General features: G+C 69.0%; 19 protein-coding genes. 12 read left to right on the forward strand and 7 right to left on the reverse strand.

Annotated features, from left to right (window positions below):
• Positions 1-62 precede the first annotated feature (62 nt).
• The 6 genes from ACQHIV_RS40980 to ACQHIV_RS41005 all read left to right on the forward strand — a co-directional run bounded on the left by ACQHIV_RS40980 (position 63) and on the right by ACQHIV_RS41005 (position 4987).
• Positions 63-1919 (forward strand): ricin-type beta-trefoil lectin domain protein, encoded by a 1857-nt coding sequence (locus ACQHIV_RS40980; RefSeq protein WP_427889985.1) that lies wholly within the window; start codon positions 63-65, stop codon positions 1917-1919.
• 41 nt (positions 1920-1960) lie between these two features.
• Positions 1961-3277, forward strand: a complete 1317-nt coding sequence (locus ACQHIV_RS40985) for a ricin-type beta-trefoil lectin domain protein (RefSeq protein ID WP_427889987.1) — start codon at positions 1961-1963, stop codon at positions 3275-3277.
• 38 nt (positions 3278-3315) lie between these two features.
• Positions 3316-4131 carry a MerR family transcriptional regulator gene (locus tag ACQHIV_RS40990; protein WP_427889989.1) on the forward strand — a complete coding sequence of 272 codons (816 nt, stop codon included), beginning with the start codon at positions 3316-3318 and terminating at the stop codon, positions 4129-4131.
• A gap of 6 nt (positions 4132-4137) precedes the next feature.
• A complete protein-coding gene (locus ACQHIV_RS40995; RefSeq protein ID WP_427889991.1) occupies positions 4138-4494 on the forward strand; it encodes a VOC family protein in 357 nt (118 codons plus the stop codon).
• A 65-nt stretch (positions 4495-4559) separates the two neighbouring features.
• Positions 4560-4691, forward strand: coding sequence for a hypothetical protein (locus ACQHIV_RS41000; RefSeq protein ID WP_427889993.1), 132 nt, complete (start codon positions 4560-4562; stop codon positions 4689-4691).
• 17 nt (positions 4692-4708) lie between these two features.
• A complete protein-coding gene (locus ACQHIV_RS41005) occupies positions 4709-4987 on the forward strand; it encodes an SDR family NAD(P)-dependent oxidoreductase (protein WP_427889995.1) in 279 nt (92 codons plus the stop codon).
• Here the strand turns inward: ACQHIV_RS41005 and ACQHIV_RS41010 are convergent.
• The gene (locus tag ACQHIV_RS41010) at positions 4967-5689 is read right to left on the reverse strand and encodes a 6-phosphogluconolactonase (protein WP_427889997.1); all 723 of its coding nucleotides are present in this window, start codon (positions 5687-5689) and stop codon (positions 4967-4969) included. The two genes, ACQHIV_RS41005 and ACQHIV_RS41010, sit on opposite strands and share 21 nt — an antisense overlap.
• Before the next feature lie 112 nt (positions 5690-5801).
• Between ACQHIV_RS41010 and ACQHIV_RS41015 the strand changes: the two genes are divergently transcribed.
• Positions 5802-6380, forward strand: coding sequence for an NADPH-dependent FMN reductase (locus ACQHIV_RS41015; RefSeq protein ID WP_427889998.1), 579 nt, complete (start codon positions 5802-5804; stop codon positions 6378-6380).
• On the opposite strand, the gene ACQHIV_RS41020 is transcribed toward ACQHIV_RS41015, so the two are convergent.
• The 3 genes from ACQHIV_RS41020 to ACQHIV_RS41030 form a co-directional block, all read right to left on the reverse strand.
• Positions 6377-9181: an ABC transporter permease gene (locus ACQHIV_RS41020; RefSeq protein ID WP_427890000.1), complete on the reverse strand. Its 2805-nt coding sequence runs from the start codon at positions 9179-9181 to the stop codon at positions 6377-6379. The two genes, ACQHIV_RS41015 and ACQHIV_RS41020, sit on opposite strands and share 4 nt — an antisense overlap.
• Entirely contained in the window at positions 9178-9963 is a 786-nt protein-coding gene (locus ACQHIV_RS41025) for an ABC transporter ATP-binding protein (protein WP_427890002.1), read from the reverse strand. Before ACQHIV_RS41025 ends, ACQHIV_RS41020 begins: the two co-directional genes overlap by 4 nt.
• Positions 9964-10041: 78 nt before the next feature.
• On the reverse strand, positions 10042-10638 hold the full coding sequence (locus tag ACQHIV_RS41030) for a TetR/AcrR family transcriptional regulator (protein WP_427890004.1): 597 nt from the start codon (positions 10636-10638) through the stop codon (positions 10042-10044).
• 105 nt (positions 10639-10743) lie between these two features.
• Between ACQHIV_RS41030 and ACQHIV_RS41035 the strand changes: the two genes are divergently transcribed.
• The 4 genes from ACQHIV_RS41035 (at position 10744) to ACQHIV_RS41050 (ending at position 15102) form a co-directional block, all read left to right on the forward strand.
• Positions 10744-11745 carry a hypothetical protein gene (locus ACQHIV_RS41035; RefSeq protein ID WP_427890006.1) on the forward strand — a complete coding sequence of 334 codons (1002 nt, stop codon included), beginning with the start codon at positions 10744-10746 and terminating at the stop codon, positions 11743-11745.
• 193 nt (positions 11746-11938) lie between these two features.
• The gene (locus ACQHIV_RS41040; RefSeq protein ID WP_427890008.1) at positions 11939-13336 is read left to right on the forward strand and encodes an extracellular solute-binding protein; all 1398 of its coding nucleotides are present in this window, start codon (positions 11939-11941) and stop codon (positions 13334-13336) included.
• 18 nt (positions 13337-13354) lie between these two features.
• Positions 13355-14278: a carbohydrate ABC transporter permease gene (locus ACQHIV_RS41045; protein ID WP_427890010.1), complete on the forward strand. Its 924-nt coding sequence runs from the start codon at positions 13355-13357 to the stop codon at positions 14276-14278.
• Positions 14275-15102 carry a carbohydrate ABC transporter permease gene (locus ACQHIV_RS41050; protein ID WP_427890012.1) on the forward strand — a complete coding sequence of 276 codons (828 nt, stop codon included), beginning with the start codon at positions 14275-14277 and terminating at the stop codon, positions 15100-15102. The genes ACQHIV_RS41045 and ACQHIV_RS41050 overlap by 4 nt, the downstream gene beginning before the upstream one ends.
• Positions 15103-15217: 115 nt before the next feature.
• On the opposite strand, the gene ACQHIV_RS41055 is transcribed toward ACQHIV_RS41050, so the two are convergent.
• A complete protein-coding gene (locus ACQHIV_RS41055) occupies positions 15218-15799 on the reverse strand; it encodes a CGNR zinc finger domain-containing protein (RefSeq protein ID WP_427890013.1) in 582 nt (193 codons plus the stop codon).
• A gap of 73 nt (positions 15800-15872) precedes the next feature.
• On the opposite strand from ACQHIV_RS41055, the gene ACQHIV_RS41060 reads away from it, so the two are divergent.
• Complete coding sequence (locus ACQHIV_RS41060) at positions 15873-17024, forward strand: epoxide hydrolase family protein (RefSeq protein WP_427890014.1); 1152 nt, start codon at positions 15873-15875, stop codon at positions 17022-17024.
• Here the strand turns inward: ACQHIV_RS41060 and ACQHIV_RS41065 are convergent.
• Together ACQHIV_RS41065 and ACQHIV_RS41070 are read right to left on the reverse strand one after the other, a co-directional pair.
• Positions 17017-17655, reverse strand: a complete 639-nt coding sequence (locus ACQHIV_RS41065; protein WP_427890015.1) for a hypothetical protein — start codon at positions 17653-17655, stop codon at positions 17017-17019. The two genes, ACQHIV_RS41060 and ACQHIV_RS41065, sit on opposite strands and share 8 nt — an antisense overlap.
• Positions 17652-18863: an MFS transporter gene (locus tag ACQHIV_RS41070; RefSeq protein WP_427890017.1), complete on the reverse strand. Its 1212-nt coding sequence runs from the start codon at positions 18861-18863 to the stop codon at positions 17652-17654. The genes ACQHIV_RS41065 and ACQHIV_RS41070 overlap by 4 nt, the downstream gene beginning before the upstream one ends.
• Positions 18864-18865: the final 2 nt, after the last annotated feature.

An 18865-nucleotide genomic window follows, 5' to 3' on the forward strand; every position in this document is an offset into this window, starting at 1 on the left:
CAGTTTGCGGCGCGGGCAGGCGCCGTCATGAACTTCCTTTGAAACAAGGGAGAACCGCCCCCATGAAACGCTTCCTGCCGCCGGTCGTCGCTGCGCTCTGCGTGGCTGCGGCCGGCCTCGGCGTCGGAACCGCTGCACCGGCCCAGGCCGCCGGTGAGCAGGTCAACGTCTGGCTGACCACCACCAGCGACTCCGGCGGCCGCAACGTGACCCGCGGGCTGCAGCAGCAGACCCCGGTGAACTTCGGCCCGGCCGGCGGCACCGCCGACCAGACCGTCACGGTCAACGAGAACACGACATACCAGTCCTTCGAGGGCGGCGGTGCGTCGTTCGCCGACAGTTCGGCCTGGCTGCTGAACAGCAGCGGCGTGATCTCGGCCGCCACCCGGGACCAGGTGATGAAGGACCTGTTCGACCCGGTGAACGGGATCGGCCTGTCGTTCGTCCGGAACCCGATGGGCGCGTCCGACCTCGCCCGGTTCAACTACTCGTACGACGACACGTGCTGCGACCTGAACGACTTCAGCATCCAGCACGACCTGGCGGACGTCGTACCGCTCACCAAGCAGGCCCGCGCGCTGAACCCCAATCTGAAGGTGATGGGGTCGCCCTGGAGCGCGCCCGCCTGGATGAAGGACAACAACGACTTCGTGCACCGCGGCTGGCTGAAGTGGGAGTACGCGCCGATGTACGCGCAGTACTTCGTCAAGTACCTGCAGCAGAACGAAGCCCAGGGCAACCACATCGACTACGTCTCGGTGCAGAACGAGCCGACCTGCTGCGGTACCGACGACACCGGGTACGCGTCGATGAACTGGAACGGCTCCGGGCTGCTCGAGTTCACCAAGAACAACCTGCTGCCCGCGCTGCACGCCGCCGGACTCACCACGAAGGTGCTGATCCTCGACTACAACTGGGGCAACTACAACGACCTCGGCTCGGTCCCTCTGGCGGATTCTGCTCTGCGCAACGACCCGAACTTCGGCGGGATCGCCTGGCACGGGTACGGCGGTGACGTGAACCTGCAGACGCAGATCCACAACCAGTACCCGTCGGTGAACGCGTACATGACCGAGCACTCCGGCGGGACGTGGATCGGAAACCAGCAGACCGAGGACATGAACAACCTGATCGACTACACCCGCAACTGGGACAAGTCGTGGGTCAAGTGGGGCATCGCCCTCGACGAGAACCACCTGCCGTACGTCGGTGCCGGATGCAACGTCTGTACGGGGCTGGTCACTGTGCACCGCAACGACAGCCAGCGCGGGCAGGTCACCAAGACCGTCGAGTACTACACGATGGGCCACCTGACGAAGTTCGTGAAGCCGGGAGCGTTGCGGATCGACTCCACCGCGAACAGCTCGGTCAAGAACGTGGCGTGGAAGAATCCGGACGGCTCGAAGGCCCTGATCGCCTACAACACCACGGGCGGCTCGCAGACGGTCCGGGTGAACTGGGGCTCGCAGTCGTTCGTCTACACGCTGCCTACGCAGACGTCCGCGACGTTCACGTGGTCGGGCTCGCAAAGCACTGGTGGTGCCGGACAGATCACGGGACTGGCGGGCAAGTGCATGGACGTTGCCGGTGCTGCCTCCACTGACGGTACGGCGGTTCAGCTTTACGACTGCAACGGTACGGCGGCGCAGCAGTGGCAGCGTCCTGGTGACGGGACCGTGCGGGCGTTGGGGAAGTGCCTGGACGTTTCTGGTGGTTCTGTCGCGAACGGCGCAAAGGTGCAGCTGTGGACGTGCAACGGGTCGGCGGCTCAGCAATGGACCTATACGAGCGGGAGTGATCTGGTGAATCCACAGGCGAACAAGTGTCTCGATGTGACCGGCGACAACTCGGCCAACGGCACCCCGCTGCAGCTGTGGACGTGTGCGGGCACCGCCAACCAGAAGTGGGTCGTGTCATGAGGCGCGTGTTGGCGGCCTTGGTGCTGGGTGGCGGCTTATTGATGACTGCATCGCCGGCGCAGGCGGCCACGGGTGCTGTCACGGGGTTGGCCGGGAAGTGCATGGACGTGGCCGCCGCTGCGACTGCTGACGGTACGGCGGTGCAGCTGTATGACTGCAACGGGACCAATGCCCAGCAGTGGACCCGCTCGAGTGATGGGACGCTGCGGGCGCTGGGCAAGTGCCTGGATGTCTCCGGTGGGTCCGTGGCTGACGGTGCGCGCGTGCAGCTGTGGACCTGCAACGGATCCGGCGCCCAGCAGTGGACCTACACAGCTGGGCGTGATCTGGTGAACCCGCAGGCGAACAAGTGCCTCGATGTCACGGGCAACAACTCTGCCAACAGCACTCCGCTGCAGCTGTGGACGTGCGCGGGTACGGCCAACCAGAAGTGGAACGTGCCGGCCTCCGACGGCGGCGGTACAGGTGGTGCGCCGATGGCGGCCGCGCCGTACCTGTACGAAGGCTGGGGTGACCCGCCGAACCCGGCGACCGTGATGAACGCGACCGGGGTGAAGTGGTTCACGATGGCGTTCATCCTGTCCAACGGGTACTGCAACCCGCAGTGGGACGGCGGCCGGCCGCTGACCGGTGGTGCGGACCAGCAGGCGATCAACACGATCCGGTCGAACGGCGGCGACGTCGTGGTGTCGTTCGGTGGCTGGTCCGGGAACAAGCTCGGGCAGAGCTGCGGTACGGCGAGCGAGCTGGCCGCGGCGTACCAGAAGGTGATCGACGCGCTGTCGCTGAAGGCGATCGACATCGACATCGAGGACCAGGAGATGGCGCAGCCGGCCGTTCGGCAGAAGGTGGTCGACGCGCTGAAGATCGTGGAGCAGAACAACGCCGGGATCACGACGTACCTGACCTTCGGGACCACGCAGTCCGGGCCGGACGGTGACGGACAGGACCTGATCCACCGGGGTGCCGCGTCCGGGCTGGACCTGGACGGCTGGGTGATCATGCCGTTCGACTTCGGTGGCGGGTCGGCGAACATGGGCACGCTGACGCAGCAGGCGGCGGACGGGCTGAAGAACGCGGTCAAGGCGGCGTACGGGCTCAGCGACGACGCGGCGTACCGGAAGATCGGCATCTCCTCGATGAACGGCCTCACCGACAACGCCGGCGAACGCGTCAACCTGTCCGACTTCGAGTCGAACCTCGCCTACGCCACCCAGCACCACCTGGCCCGCTTCACCTTCTGGTCGGTGAACCGCGACCGCCCCTGCGGCGCAGGCGGAGCCGGCGACGACACCTGCTCCGGCGTCCCACAGAACGCCTGGGACTACACCAAGGTGATCGGAAGGTACCGCGGATGATTTGACCCTCCTGTTACCGGAGGGTGGAAGCTTGTCGCATGACGGCGACGGTGACGGTGGGTGAGTTCTCGCGACTCACCCACCTGAGTGTGAAGACCCTGCACCACTACCACGAGATCGGCCTGCTCGCGCCGGTCTCGGTGGACTCCTCGTCCGGGTACCGGAGGTACGGGACGAGTCAGGTGGAGACCGCGCAGCTGATCCGCCGGCTCCGCGAGCTGCGGATGCCGCTGCCGGACGTCCGGGCCGTCGTCGAAGCCGGCGACGGCACGGCCCGCGAGGAGACGCTGAAGGCGCACCTCGAGCGGATGGAGCAGGAGCTCGCGCACACCCGCGACGTCGTCACCTCACTCCGCGCGCTGCTCTCCCCGGGCCGCCCGCTGCTCGACATCCAGTACCGCTTCATCCCGCCGTTCCGTGCGTACGGCGTCCGCGGTCAGGTGCTGCGCTCCGGGATCGGTCCGTGGTGCGAGTTCGCGTACGGGCGTCTCGGCGAGGTCGCCGGCCACATCAGCGGCACCTCCGGCGCGACGTACAGCGACGAGTTCTTCACCGAGGACGAGGGCGAGGTGCTCGCATTCCACCCGGTCCCGCTCGACCAGCCGGCGGCCGACGGCGTCGAGCTCGTCGACGTGCCCGGCGGGTACTTCGCGATCGCCGTGCACGCCGGCCACATGACCGACTTCGACCGGACGTACGGCGCCCTCGGCAGCCACGTCGCGGAGTACTGCGAGATCGCGCCCGGCCCGATCCGCGAGCTGTATCCCATCGGCCCCGGGGACGTCCCCGACCCGGCCGACTACCGCACCGAGGTCTGCTGGCCGATCCAGCGGATCCCTGTCCTGAAAGGCTGAACAACCATGTCGATCACCCTCGAGAACATCGCCGTCGACTGCGCGGACGCGAAGACCCTGGCAACCTTCTGGGCCAGCGTGCTGTCGGCCGAAGTGGATGCCGAGGCCAACGAGTTCTTCGCGAGGATCCAGACCGCGGCAGGCCCGACCCTGATGTTCCTGCAGGTCCCCGAGCCGCGCAACGGCAAGAACCGCCTGCACCTCGACCTCGCCACGGCGGACTGGTCCGCCGAGGTCGACCGCCTCGTCGACCTGGGCGCCAAACGCCTCGACGAGCACACCGAGTACGGCACCCACTGGATCACCCTCGCCGACCCGGAAGGCAACGTCTTCGACCTCGCCGAGCACGCTCAGAGCGCGTGACCGAAGACCGATCCGAAGGCCTCGCGGAAGAGGCCGGCGAGGTAGGCCCAGCGGAGTAGGGCGGTGTGGGTCACTCCGAGTACGGCGCTCGCGGCTGCGCGGGCGGCGTACTCGTGGGTGGGACCGATCGCGCCGACGAACGCTTCCTGCAGGCGGAACTGGCTGTCCAGGTGGCGGGCCTGCGCCGTACTTCCTGATCCAGCGGCTGCTGCCGGTGCTCGAGACGATGACGCGGACGCTCGCGCAGGAGTTCGGCGCGCGCGGGATCACGGTCAACGCCGTCGCCCTCGGTGCGACCCGCCATGAGGCGAACGGCGCGGTCTTCGACGTTCCTGGGCTGGAGGAGCTGATCGTCGCGCAGACCGCGCTCGGCCGGCTGGGCAGCGCGGAGGATGTCGCCGAGGTGGTGGCGTTCCTCGCGTCACCCGCGGCGCGGTGGATCACCGGCCAGGTCGTGGATGCGTCCGGCGGGCTACACCTCGGGGTCGGATAGCGCGTCGAGGAACAGGTGTACGTCGGGGTGCGTGCGGAGCGCCGTACCGGGGTGGTTCGGGCCGATCGGCTGCGTGAGCGTGTCGTGCACCGCCTGGCGTTTGACCGCGCCGGGGACCGAGCCGATCAGCGTGTGGGCGTTGAGCAGCCGGGGGATCGTGACCGTGATCGCGTGCGTCGGTACGTCGGCGAGCGCCGGGAAGTTGCCCTCGTCGACCTGCTGTTGGCGGCTGGTCTCGTCCAGCGCGACGCGCTTGGTCGGGTGCGGGTCGTCGAAGTCCGCGGGCGGATCGTTGAAGGCGAGATGGCCGTTCACGCCGAGGCCGAACAGCACGAGGTCGAACGGTTCGTCGCCCATCGGGTAGCCGTCGGCGTCCGGGTCCAGCTCGTGAAAGGTTGCCTGTGGCACCTTGTCGAGGAAGGTCCGGTGCAGCCAGTTCCGGAACGACTGCGGCGCGTCCGGGCTCAGGCCGACGTACTCGTCCATGTGGAAGCAGACGACCTTGCTCCAGTCGAGGTCCGGCTCGGCGGCGAGCGCCGTCAGCGTGGCGGTCTGGCTCGGCGCGGCCGCGAGCATCACCCGCGCCCGGCCGGTGTCCGCGATCGCCTTCCGGAGCCGTACGGCGGCCTCGGCGGCAGCGGCGCGACCGAGCGCATCCCGGTCCGGAGCGGTCGTGACCCGTGGGGCGTGCTCAACAGTCATGGGAGAAGGCTCGCACAGGTCGGGACCGCATGCTGAGAAAGTCAAGTAGCGGGATCGACTTTGACTACGCTTCGACGGAGGAGTTGCTGCCGAGGTTCAGGAGATGGGTCAGATGTCCTCAGTCGGGTTGGAGTGGCCGCAGTCCGTGGTCACGGTGGTGGGTAATCCGCGCGCCGGTTCGCGGACGGCGGCCGCCGCGGCGTCGGTCGCGGAACTGCTCGCCTCCGAGCTCGGTGCGCCGTACCGGATCGACGAGCTGATCGACCTGGTGACGTTCGCGCCGGCGATCTTCCACGGTGAGCAGGCGGGCGCCGAGGCGCTGGCCAAGGCGATCGACCAGGTGTCGTCGGCCTCGGTGATCGTCGTCGCGACGCCCGTCTACAAGGGCAGCTACACCGGTCTGCTGAAGAGTTTCCTCGACGTACTGCGGCCCGCGGCGCTGGCCGGCTCGGTCGTGATCCCGGTGACGGTGTCCGCCGCCCCGAGTCACAAGCTCCTCGCCGACCAGCACCTGCGCCCGGTCCTCGCCGAGCTGGGCGCGAGCGTCCCGGTCCCCGGCGTGATCCTGGAGGAACGCGACCTGGAGGACCTGCAGGTCGTGCTCTCCGCCTGGATCCGGGAGAACGCCGGCATCGTCCAGGCCACCACGATCGCCCTCCAACCGGTGGCCGCGCCGACGCCCGCGCACTAATCGGTCGGGCTCGGCTGGGCGGGGGAGTGCCGGAGGGCGGCGGTCGCCGGGACGAGCGTGGAGCCGAACGTGAGTACGGCGGCCGCGCCCGCGATGGCGAGGTAGATCCACGCGGGGCCGGTCGGGATCGCGCTGCCCGAGACCTTGGACGAGAACGGCAGCAGGCAGGCGAGCGCCACCGCCGTACCGAGGGTGATGCCGATCAGCGTGATCAGCGTGCTCTCGGTGGTGAGCATCCGTAGTACCTGGAAGCGGGTCGAGCCGGTCAGCCGTTGCAGGGCGAACTCGCGGCGGCGGCGCAACGTCGTCGACACCAGCGTGTTGACGACCGAGACCGCCGTGTACGCGATCAGCATGCCGACGAGCATGTAGTTGACCCACGCCTGCGTCTGCAGGTCCTCGACGTTCGTGGCGACGAGCGCGCTGCGGTCCGCGACCTGGACGCCCGGGTGGGCGGCCGCGAGCTTGGCGAGGGCCGGTCGTACGTCGGCACCGGGCGCGGCGCGGACCAGCAGCTGCCGGGTCAGACCGTCCGTGGTGTGCGCGGCGACCAGCGTCGCGGGCAGCATGATCGTCTCGTACCCGCGTTCGGCCGCGAAAGTCGCGACGACCCGCAGCTTCACGGTCGTCCCGTCGCCGAGCGTCATCGTGATGTCCGAGCCGACGCCACGTCCGGTCTTGCTCGCCATGGACTCCGGTACGGCGGCCGTCAGCCCGGTCAGGCCCTTGAGAGAGCCCGCGGTCAGCCGGACAGGCGCCGTACCGTCGGCGCCCTGTGCGTCGACGCCGACCACCGGCGCACCGTCCTCGTCCCACGGAGCGTTGCGCGGGTCGTCGACGGCGCCCATGCTGCGGACGTACGACGAGGCGCTCGCGACGCCAGGTACCGCGCGGACCTGCTGGGCGAGCTTCGACGAGAGGCCGGCGTCCGAGACCAGGACGGCGTCGGCGCGCAGGTCCCGGGTGAAGGCCTCGGCGGACGCGTGGACCTGGGTGGTCTGCATGTAGAGGTTCGCGGTGGAGATGCCAACGGCGAGCATCACCGGTACGACGGCGGCCGAGAGGGCGACCGATCGGGCCGAGAGGTTGCGGATGGCGAGGCGGCCGTTGACGCGCGTCAGCGCCTGGATCGGCCAGCGCCAGAACGCCAGTACGGCCTTGGTCCAGAACGGGCCGAGCAGAGCGACGCCGATCGCCCAGCACAGCACCGACGGGCCGGCGGTCGAGGCGGCGAGCGGGCCGCTCATCACGGTGGCCGTCACGATGAGCAGGGCGAGGCCGCCGCCGAGGGCCGCCAGGCCGAAGAACAGGCGGATCCAGGAGAACCACCTGCGCTGCAACGAGGCCTCGGCGAGGGCTTCGACCGGGCGGATCTTCGCGGTCTTCCGGGCGGCGATCAGGGCCGCGCCGATGGCGGCGAGTACGGCGGCACCCGCGCCGGCGGCGAACGGGATCCAGCCTTGGGAGAACTCGACGACCGGGGAGGCGACGCCGTGGGCGCCGAGCTGGTCGAAGAGGAAGCGGCCCAGGAAGATGCCTGGTAGACAGCCGAGTACGACGGCGGGGAGCGAGACCAGGAGGGCCTCGCCGAGGATCATCCGGCGTACCTGGCCGGGGGTGGTGCCGATGCCGCGGAGGAGCGCGAACTCGCGCTCGCGGTGCTGGGCGGCGAGGGCCAGGGTGGAGGCGACCACGAACATCATCGTCATGGTCGCGATACCACCGAACGAGCCGGCGATCGCGATCAGCGCGGTGCGGTGCGACTCGGCGTCGGGGTGCTCGGCGAGACCACGGTCGACGCCGGTGGTGACGGTCAGGTCGCCGAGCTGCTGGAGTCGCTTGCGGACGGCGTCCAGGTCGGTGCCGGGGGCAACTTGTACGCCGATGTCGGCGAACCGGCCGGGGTTGCGGACGAGGTTCGCGGCGTCGCTGTCGCTGAAGAACGCGTGCCCTTCAGGCCCTTGTGCAAGACCGCTGACGGTGAAGGTGCGCGGCTCCCCGTTGATCAGAAAGGTTAGCTGCTGACCTACCTTCCCCGACGAAACCACTACCTGACCGGACCGCGGCGCACCCCCAGAACTGAGACGGTAAGGCGCAAGCCCCGCCGAAGACCAGTTGTGGCCCTCAGCAACCACCGGCACACCGCCCGCCCCGCCACCATCGCCGCCCGCGGCGCCTCCGCCGCCCGTGCCGGCGGTTCCTGCGCCGCCTGCCGCGCCTGCCGCGCCTGCCGCGCCGCCCGTCTCGGCGGCTCCTGCACCGCCTGTCGTGCCTGCCGCGCCTGCCGCGCCGCCCGTCTCGGCGGCTCCTGCGCCTCCTGTCGTGCCGCCCGTCCCGGCGGCTCCTGCGCCGCCTGTCGTGCCGCCCGTCTCGGCGGCTCCTGCGCCGCCTGTCGTGCCGCCCGTCCCGGCGGCTCCTGCGCCGCCCGCTCCTGCCGCGCCGCCTCCGGCGCCCGCTCCGCCGCCCGTGGCGGCGGGGGGCGTGATTGCGGTGAAGGTGTAGTCGCCGATGGCTGAGGTTACGCCTTGGATTGAACGGATTTTGGGGAGGAGGGTGATCGGGACGCCTGCGCGTTCGGGGAGGGGGGTGGCGTCTTCGGTGCCGGGGCGGAGGTGGGACTGGTTGCCGGTGACGACGAGGGGGGCGGCGGCGAGGCGCTGGGGTTCGACGTTCGAGCGGATGCCGGTCTCCATCAGGCCGCCGCACGCCATCACGATCGCCGTACCGAACACGACCGCGACGAACGTCGCCAGGAACCCGCTCTTGCGGTAGCGCAGGGTGCGCAGGGCGAGGCGCATCATCCCGCCACCACCTGCAGGTTCGAGCGCGCGCCGAGGTGCGTCATCCGGTCGGCGACGTGCTCCGCGGTGGGAGCGGTCAGGCTGCCGGCGAGTACGCCGTCGGCGAGGAACACCACCTGGTCGGCGTACGACGCGGCGACCGGATCGTGCGTGACCATCACGACGGTCTGGCCCTGCGTACGGACCGGTTCGCGGAGCAGCTCGAGTACGTCGGCCGCCGTCTGCGTGTCGAGCGCACCGGTCGGCTCGTCGGCGAAGATCACCGCCGGCCGCGCGACCAGTGCCCGCGCGATCGCGACCCGCTGCTGCTGGCCACCGGACAGCTCGCCCGGGCGGTGCTTGTGCCGGTCCCCGAGCCCGACCCGCTCCAGCACCTGGCGTACGGCGGCCTTGTTCGGGCGGCGGCCGTCGAGCTCCTGCGGCAGGCAGACGTTCTGCCAGACGTTCAACGTGGGCAGCAGATTGAAGGACTGGAAGACGAACCCGATCCGCTCCCGCCGCAGCTCCGTCAGCTTCCGCTCACTGAGCCCGGCCAGTGGCAGCCCGTCGATGTACACGCTGCCCGACGTCGGCCGGTCGAGCCCGGCGGCGCAGTGCAGGAACGTGCTCTTGCCCGACCCCGACGGCCCCATCACCGCGGTGAACGTACCGGGCGCGAACTTCATCGAGATCCCGTTCAGCGCCGTCACCGCGTTCCCGCCGCGGCCGTACACCCGTCGTACCTCCTGCAGGACGACCGAGTATCCGGCCCCGTCGACTGCTTCCTGCGTGCGTTTCCTCATGCCGACGACGCTACGGAGCAACGGCGTACCGGCCGAGGGTGCTGGACCGCCGGACGAGGTGGGTGAAAGTCCACCCCGCTACGAACGCAGCAGTGCCCGGAGCCCGGCCTTGTAGGTGGCGGGGGAGACGTCGCCGATCAGCAACCGCTGCAGCACGAAGCCTGGCACCATCCCGAACATCACGGCCGCGACGTCCTCCGGCGCGACGTCCGGGTCGAGGGTGCCGTCGGCCTGCGCGCGGCGGGCGATCTCGAGGAAATGCTCGCGGAGCCGGCAGTACTTCTCCCGCGCGACCTCGCGGATCGAGTCGTTGCGCAGCGCCTCGGCCCAGGCCTGCAAGGCGACCCGGGTCACGTCGCCGCCGGGCCGCTCCGCGACCAGCACCACGTGGTCGATCGTCGCCTCGAGCGCCGCCAGCGGGGTCAGCGGCTCGTCGGTGGCGAGCAGGTTCTCGAAGAGCTCGTCGATCGTGCTGAGGGCGTCCTCGGCGATCGCCCCGACGATCTCCTCCTTGCTCTTGAAGTACCCGTAGACGGCGCCGGCGGAGAGCCCGGACGCGCGGATCACGTCCGCCATCGTCGTCTTGTGGAAGCCCTCCTCGAGCACACAGGTACGGGCCGCCGCGACGATCTGCGCGCGACGCGCCAGCCGATGTTCCTCGGTGACCTTGGGCACGTCCGCAACATAAAACGAATGTCCGTTCTTGACAAGCCGGGGAGGCGTTGCCACGCTCATAAAGAACGATCATTCGGTTTTATTTGCCCGAGGGAGAGTCCCGCCATGACCACCGAAGCGCACGCGGCCGACCGTCGCCGGCCGCCTCTCATCGCCGTCGTCGTGCTGCTGACGGCGGTTCTCACGGTGTTCCTGATCGCGTTCGCCTGGCCGTCCGCCCGGTCCGAACCACGCGACGTACCGCTCGCGGTGGCCGGCCCGGCGCCCGCGGTCGCCCAGGTGAAGACGGCCCTCGACCAGGCGCTGCCAGGCGGTTTCGAGCTCATCGCCGTACCGGATCGGCAGGCGGCCGTGCAGCGGATCAAGGACCGGGACGCATACGGCGCGATCGTGCTCGACGGGCCGCAGCCCGAGGTGCTGACCGCGTCCGCGGCCGGGCCCGCGGTCGCGCAGGTGCTGACGCAGCTCGCGGGGCGGATGCACCCGGACGGCGCGGCGAAGGTCACGGACGTCGTACCGCTGCCGAAGGACGACCCGCGCGGCGCCGGCCTGGCTGCCGGTGCGTTGCCGCTCGTACTGGGCGGGATCATCGCGGCCGCGGCACTGACCCAGCTGGTGCGGTCCGGCCCGAAGCGGATGATCGGCGCCGTCACGTTCGCGGTCACCGGCGGGTTGGCGCTGGCCGCCGTACTGCAGTACTGGCTGGGCTCGTTCGAGGGCAGCTACCTCGGCAACGCGGGCGTGATCGCGATGTCGATCGCCGCCATCAGCCTCACTCTCCTCGGCCTCGAGTGGCTGCTCGGTACGGCGGGGCTCGCGCTCGGCGGCGCCGTGATGATGCTGCTCGGCAACCCGCTGTCGGGGATGACGAGCGCGCCGGAGATGCTGCCGACCGGCTGGGGCACGCTGGGGCAGTTGCTGCCGCCGGGCGCCGCGGGTACGGCGCTGCGCTCGGTGAGCTTCTTCGACGGCGCCGGGATCGGCCGGCCACTCGTCGTACTGAGCGGCTGGCTGGTCGCCGGGCTGCTGTTCTGCGGACTCGGTGCGCTGCGCGGCCGGCGACGCGCCGTACCGGCCCGGCATGAGGCGCGAGCCGTCGCGGCCTGACAAAGTCGGGGTATGGAAACGCGGTGACCGGATCGTTACGTCCCGGTTACCGCGTGACTGTGTACCGGGAACGACAACGTTGTCTGTCAAGCATTGACTTCCCTCGACGGGGACTCCTACGGTCGCGGAAAAGCCCGCAGGGCGTGGGTCGTAGTACCGGGATGACAACGATTGCCCGAAGGTGGACCTGATGATGTCAAGGAAGTATTTCAAGGTGGCGGCGGTCGCGAGTGCGCTGCTGCTGGCGGTCTCGGCCTGCAGCCAGGGCTCGACGACCAAGAAGCCGGACGCCGGCAGCTCGCAGAGCGCCGGGCCCGCGCACATCAAGATCGCGTATCAGCAGTGGGGTCCGGGCGTGGTGATGAAGAACTTCCTCACCGGCGTGAAGTCCGAGTACGAGGCCGCGCACCCCGGCTCCCAGGTCGAGATCGTCCCGGTCGTTGCCAGTGAGAACGACTACTACACCAAGATCCAGTTGATGATGCGGTCGGCGAACACCGCGCCGGACATCGTCTACGAGGACACCTTCCTGATCAACTCCGACATCACCGCGGGGTACCTGAAGCCGCTCGACGACTACATCAAGAACTGGGACCAGTGGAGCCAGTTCGAGGACACCGCCAAGGGCGCGGCGCGCGGCCAGGACGGCAAGACGTACGGCGTACCGGACGGCACCGACACACGGGCGCTCTGGTACAACAAGCAGATCTTCGCCAAGGCCGGACTCCCGGCGGACTGGCAGCCGAAGACCTGGGACGACGTACTGAGCGCGGCGCGCACCATCAAGCAGAAGGTGCCCGGCGTCATCCCGTTCAACATGTACTCCGGCAAGCCGATGGGTGAAGCCTCGGCCATGCAGGGCTTCGAGATGCTGCTGTACGGCACCAAGGACACCCTGTACAACTACGACGCGAAGAAGTGGGTCGTCGGCAGCCAGGGCTTCAAGGACTCGCTGAACTTCGTCAAGACCGTCTTCACCGAGGGCCTCGCGCCGTCGCCGAAGGACGCGCTGAACCCGAACATGGGCAGCAAGGTCGGCACCGAGCTGCTGCCGCAGGGCAAGCTCGCGATCGACCTCGACGGGTCGTGGGTCTACAACAACTGGCTCAAGTCCGGCGCGAAGCCGTGGCCGCAGTGGAGCACGGTGCTCGGCCAGACCGCGATGCCGACCCAGGACGGCAGCGGCAAGGGCAAGGTCAGCCTCTCCGGCGGCTGGACCTGGGCGATCCCGGCCAAGGCCAAGTCGCCCGACGCGGCCTGGGACTTCATCAAGACCCTGCAGACGCAGAAGAACGCGGCGAAGTACGCCACCGACGGCGCGCAGATCGCCGTACGCAAGGACGTCGCCGACGACGCGGCGTACAAGACGTCCTCTGCCAGCACGAAGTTCTTCACCGACCTGGTGTCGGTGACCGTGTACCGGCCGGCGCTGCCGGAGTACCCGAAGGTGTCGAACGAGATCATCACCGCGATGGAGTCGGTGATGACCGGGCAGTCCTCGCCGGACGACGCCGCGAAGAACTACGACCAGGCGGTCGAGGGCATCGTCGGCGGCAAGGACAGTACGACGACGAAGAGCACTGGCCAGTAGGCCGGAGGTTTCTCCCCTGTGACGACGACTGTCGCGCCCACCGCGGCCGCTGCCTCCACTTCGGGCAAGCGGCCGCGGGGGGCCAAACTCGTGCGGATGCTGCCGCTCTCGCCGGCCATCGTACTGATGCTGGTGTTCCTGGCCGGCCCGATCATCTACTGCGTGTACGCCGCGTTCACGAACATGGCGCTCACCGGGCCCGGCGCCGCGAACGTGAAGTTCGTCGGGCTGGACAACTTCCGGAAGGCCTTCAGCAGCAACGCGTTCACGAACTCGATCTGGCTGACGCTGGTGTTCACGCTGATCTCCGCGATCATCGGCCAGAACACCCTCGGCCTCGGCCTCGCGCTGCTGATGCGCAGGTCGACCAAGCTGGTCCGGAACTTCGTCGGTACGGCGGTGATCGGCGCGTGGGTACTGCCCGAAGTGGTCGCGGCGTACCTGCTGAGCGCGTTCTTCAACGACGACGGCACGCTGAACGTCATGCTGCACGCGGTCGGCCTGCCCGGCCAGGACTGGTTGTACGGGGCACCGATCATCGCGGTCTCGCTGGCCAACATCTGGCGCGGTACGGCGTTCTCGATGCTGGTGTACTCCGCGGCGCTCAGCGAGATCCCGAAGGAGATCGAGGAGTCCGCCGAGATGGACGGCGCCGGCGGCTGGCGGCGGCTCGCGTTCGTGACCGTACCGATGATCACCCGCGCGATCATGACCAACCTGATGCTGATCACACTGCAGACGCTGAGCGTCTTCGGCCTGATCTACGCGATGACGCGCGGCGGCCCGGGCACCAAGAGCCAGACGCTGCCGCTGTACATGTACGAGCAGGCCTTCAGCTTCTCCCAGATCGGCTACGGCACGGCGATCGCGCTGGTGATGCTGGCGATCGGCGCGGTGTTCTCGCTGATCTACCTACGTGGACTCAACTCGGAGGCAGCGTGATTGCCCGCGACCGGCTCAGCAAGCTCGCCTCCAACCTGGTGCTGCTGGCGATCGGCATCTTGTTCGTACTCCCGCTGCTGTGGGTGCTGTTCGCCTCCATCAACCGGACGGCGGGGCTGCGGGTCGAGCTGCCGACACATCCGACGCTGCAGAACTTCAAGGCGGTGCTGAACACCGACACGACGTACCGTCCGGTTCTGAACGGGATCGTGTTGTGCGGTGGGGCCGCGTTGCTCACGATGATCTGTGCGGTGCTGGCGGCGTACCCGCTGTCGCGGTTCCGGACCCGGTTCAACCGGCCGTTCCTGCTGACCGTCCTGTTCTGTACCGGGCTGCCGATCACTGCGGTGATGGTGCCGGTCTACGGGCTCTTCGTCCAGCTGAACCTGGTGGACACCATTGGTGGCACCATCATGTTCATGGCGACCTCGGCGTTGCCGTTCGCGATCTGGCTGACCAAGACGTTCATGGACGGGGTGCCGATCTCTTTGGAGGAGGCCGCCTGGGTGGACGGCGCGGGGAACATGCGCGCACTGTGGGCGATCGTCCTGCCGCTGATGTGGCCGGGGATCGCGGTCGTGCTGATCTTCACGTTCATCGGCATGTGGGGCAACTTCTTCGTCCCGTTCATGCTGCTGCTCTCCCCCGAACGCCTGCCGGCGTCGGTCAGCATCTTCACCTTCTTCGGCCAGTACGGCGAACCCAACTACGGCCAGCTGGCGGCGTACTCCCTCATCTACACCACCCCCGTCCTCCTCCTCTACCTCCTCCTCAGCCGCAAACTAGGCGGCGCCTTCGCCCTAGGCGGCGCCATCAAGGGTTGACCCAGGCGGACTTGGGGAGGATTTCGTGCCGATTCGGGCGGGAATCCTCCCCAACCTGCAACGCGACGTTCCTCGGGGACCATGATGGTGTTTACGACGGGGCGGATGGGTGGGTTCAGGGCCCGATCAGACTGCTCGGTGGGGGCTTGCGGTGGGTGGCGTTGAAGCGGGCTTTCTTGTGGCGGTTGCCGCAGGTGTTCATGTCGCACCAGCGGCGGGTGCGGCTTTGGCTGGTGTCGAAGAAGGCGGCTTGGCAGGTGGGGGAGGCGCAGAGGGCCAGTTTTCCGTCTCGTTCGCCGGAGATGATCGTGATGGCGTCGGCGGCTATGACGGTGAGGGCGTCTTCGACGGTGGCGGTTGCGAGGTGCCATTCGCGGTCGCCGGCGGGGGTGAGGATGGGGGCTGCCTGGCCTTGGGTGCTGCAGGTGTTGATGACGCGTAGGGCGGCGCGGGGGAGAGCTTCCTGCAGTGCGGCGGCGGTGGCGGCGGCGTGGATCGACTCGCGCAACTCGCGGGCGTGGGCGAGTTCGGCGGGGGTGCAGGAGTCGACGGCCAGGCCGCTCACCGCCAGCCAGTCGACGAGGCGTTCGGGGGTGGGGATGCGTTCGACGGGTTCGCCGCGGCGTTCGGTCAGGGTCGCCGTGAAGCTGGTGGCCAGCACGGTGCCGAGGCGGAAGTCGGGGAATCCAGCGGGCATGGAACCACCTTAGCCGGTTGCCTGCACGTACTCAGACATGTTAGAACCGTCTTAGCCGGTTCTAGGAGGTTCCATGTCACCCGAGGTGCAAGCCTTCGAAGCTCACGCACCCCAAGCCGACCTCGACGACCTGCGGGCGCGGTTGGCCAATGCGCGGCTGCCCGAGGTCGAGACGGTGTATCGCGCCGGGCCGGATCCACGGCGCTGGGACCAGGGGGTTCCGCTCGCGGATCTTGTCGAGCTCGTGGAGTACTGGCGTACGGCGTACGACTGGAGGGCCTTCGAGGAGCGGCTCAACGGCAGGCAGTTCCGTACGACGATCGACGGGCTGGGGATCCACTTCCTGCATCGGCGGTCCGCGCGGACCGATGCCACTCCGCTGATCCTGACGCACGGCTGGCCGGGCAGTGTTGCCGAGTTCGTCGATGTCGTGGACGAACTGGCGGATCCGCAGGACGACGGCGTACCCGCGTTCCATGTAGTGGTGCCGTCGCTGCCGGGGTTCGGGTACAGCGACAAGCCGGCGACCACCGGGTGGGGGACCGAGCGGATCGCGGCGGCGTGGGTGGAGCTGATGGGGCGGCTCGGGTACGGCGAGTTCGTGGCGCACGGTGGTGATTGGGGCGGGAACATCACGACCGTGCTCGGTGGGAGGTTTCCGGAGCACGTGCTCGGGATCCATTCGACGTTCGCGGAGGGGCCGCCGGGGTTGACGACGGACGGGCTGACGGCGGACGAGCGGCGGTGGACCGAGGAGACGTACGACTTCTGGCACCACCGGGCGGCGTACGCGAAGCAGCAGGCGACGCGGCCGCAGACGATCGGGTACTCGCTGGTGGATTCGCCGGTCGGGTTGCTGGCCTGGTTGGTGGACAAGTTCGCGGAGTGGTCGGACACCGAGGACAGTCCGTTCGAGACGATCTCCAGGGACCGGGTTCTCGACGACGTCACCTTGTACTGGCTGACGCGGAGCGGGGCCTCGGCGGCGCGGATCTACTACGAGAGTCATAACTCGCTCGATCCGGAGCTGCGGGTCGACGTGCCGGCGGCGATCAGCGTTTATCCGCGGGACATCGAGAAGTATCCGCGGCCGTGGGCGGAGCAGCGGTACCGGCGGATCGTCCGCTGGGGATCGCCGGAGCGCGGCGGGCACTTCCCGTCGCTGGAGGTCCCGCAGTACTTCGTCCGAGACCTGCAGGAGGGCCTCGCGGCAGTGCTCAGGTGAGGGCTTGCCGCCAGGACTCGAGCTTCTCGGCGAAGGGTTCGGCCCACTGGGGATCCGGGATTGCTTGGGTGTACCGGGCCAGGGCCTCAGGGATGAGAGCGGCGGCGGACGGCGACGCCTCCAACACGACGGCCAGGCGGATGGTGAGCGTGGAGATGCGGGTGAGGCGGTCGTGGTCGGGTGTCCCCGACAGGTCCTTCAGTTGGGCGCGGAGCTGCTTGAGGGTGCGTACTGCGGTCCGGTGAGAGCCGGAGTCGACGGAATCGGACGGGATGCCGAGAAGTTCGAAGGCTTCCGCGGACGGCTCGGCGACCGCGGTGAGCTTGCCGAAGAGCCGGGGTTTCCCGAGGCGGTCGCCGATCTCGGCAAGCAGCGCGTCCAGGGCTTCGACGACGGCGGGTACGGCGCGGTCGGCGGTCTTGCGGCGGTTCGTGTCGAGCGCGGTGAGGCGGGTGTGCTCGGCCTCGATCGCCGTACGCACGGAGTCCGGGAAGACGTCGAGGCCGGTCAACTGCTCCTGGCGCGGCGCGGACGGGCTGAGGGCGCTCGCGTCCAGCGGCTTGGCGCCGGAGCGGGCCGCCGTGATTTCTTCCTCGAGCTTCTTCTTCGGACCAGGAACGATTGAGCTCACACGTCCACCCTACGCAGGTTCCAGACCGACGGGACCACGAGTGTGGCCACGGTGATCACGACGAACAGTGCGGCGCCGTACAGTTCGACGGCCTTCGCGCTGATCGCGACCGCGACGTACCCGACGGTGAGCTGGCCGACCGGGCCGGCGATGAACGAGCCGAGCATGTCGTACGACGAGACCCGGGACAGCTTGTCGATCGGGATCTGCTGGCCGAGCGCGGTCTCCCAGCTGATCCCGAAGATGTCGAAGCCGACGCCGAGCACGAAGGCCGCGATCGCCATCGCCCACAGCTGCGGCAGTAACGCGAGGCAGAGCATCACCGGGACCGTGCAGAGCATGCCGATCATCCCGGTGCGCAGCGGCCGCCGCGGCTTGAGCCGGAGCATGATGATGCCGCTGGCAACGAGTCCGGCGCCGAAGCACGCGCTCACCACACCCCAGCCGGCCCGGCCGAACGTACGGTCCGCGATCACCGGGCCGAGGACCTGGTAGCAGGCGGTGTAGATCAGGTTCAGCAGGGCGAACGCGAGCACGATCACCCACACCCACTGCCGGGACACGAACTCGTGCCAGCCCTCGCGCAGATCGGTCAGCACCGAACTGGCGGCCCGTTCGATCCGCGGGATCGTCAACCGGGACAGCAGCAGCGCGCCGACCAGGAACGTCACGCCGTCGACCGCCAGCCCGATCCCGGGGCCGGTGAGGCCGACGATGACACCGGCCACCGCGCCGCCGCCGATCATCGCGGCCGAGCGGGCGAACCCGGCGATCGCGTTCGCCTGCGGGAGTTCGGCGCGGTCCACGATCGACGGCAGGATCCCGGTCATCGCCGGCATCACGAACGCCGACGCGATCCCGTTCACCGCCTCGATCGACGCCAGTTGCCAGATCGTCGCGTGCCCGCTGAGCACCAGCGCCGCGGCCAGCCCCTGGGTGAGGCCGCTGACGGTGTTCGCGGTGACCAGCACCAGGTGCCGCGGCAACCGGTCCGCGATCACGCCGCCGAGCAGCAGGAACACGATGTTCGGGATGCTCCGCGCGGCCAGCACCGTCCCGACCGCGCTCGCCGAGTCCGAGACGTCGAGTACGGCGAACACCAGCGCCACCGGGGCGATCGACGACCCGAGGATCGAGATGAACCGCGCGGACACGAACACCCGCACGTCGCGATGCCGCAGTACGGCCAGATCCTGCCGGAACCCCACCC

This window comes from Kribbella polygonati (assembly GCF_050320105.1).
Taxonomy (GTDB): domain Bacteria; phylum Actinomycetota; class Actinomycetes; order Propionibacteriales; family Kribbellaceae; genus Kribbella.

Bases quoted from the DNA above. Each gene is read 5' to 3' on its own strand.
- ACQHIV_RS40980 (WP_427889985.1), top strand. From the start codon at position 63: ATGAAACGCTTCCTGCCGCCGGTCGTCGCTGCGCTCTGCGTGGCTGCG.
- ACQHIV_RS40985 (WP_427889987.1), top strand. From the start codon at position 1,961: ATGACTGCATCGCCGGCGCAGGCGGCCACGGGTGCTGTCACGGGGTTG.
- ACQHIV_RS40990 (WP_427889989.1), top strand. From the start codon at position 3,316: ATGACGGCGACGGTGACGGTGGGTGAGTTCTCGCGACTCACCCACCTG.
- ACQHIV_RS40995 (WP_427889991.1), top strand. From the start codon at position 4,138: ATGTCGATCACCCTCGAGAACATCGCCGTCGACTGCGCGGACGCGAAG.
- ACQHIV_RS41010 (WP_427889997.1), bottom strand. From the start codon at position 5,689: ATGACTGTTGAGCACGCCCCACGGGTCACGACCGCTCCGGACCGGGAT.
- ACQHIV_RS41015 (WP_427889998.1), top strand. From the start codon at position 5,802: ATGTCCTCAGTCGGGTTGGAGTGGCCGCAGTCCGTGGTCACGGTGGTG.
- ACQHIV_RS41020 (WP_427890000.1), bottom strand. From the start codon at position 9,181: ATGATGCGCCTCGCCCTGCGCACCCTGCGCTACCGCAAGAGCGGGTTC.
- ACQHIV_RS41025 (WP_427890002.1), bottom strand. From the start codon at position 9,963: ATGAGGAAACGCACGCAGGAAGCAGTCGACGGGGCCGGATACTCGGTC.
- ACQHIV_RS41035 (WP_427890006.1), top strand. From the start codon at position 10,744: ATGACCACCGAAGCGCACGCGGCCGACCGTCGCCGGCCGCCTCTCATC.
- ACQHIV_RS41040 (WP_427890008.1), top strand. From the start codon at position 11,939: ATGTCAAGGAAGTATTTCAAGGTGGCGGCGGTCGCGAGTGCGCTGCTG.
- ACQHIV_RS41055 (WP_427890013.1), bottom strand. From the start codon at position 15,799: ATGCCCGCTGGATTCCCCGACTTCCGCCTCGGCACCGTGCTGGCCACC.
- ACQHIV_RS41060 (WP_427890014.1), top strand. From the start codon at position 15,873: ATGTCACCCGAGGTGCAAGCCTTCGAAGCTCACGCACCCCAAGCCGAC.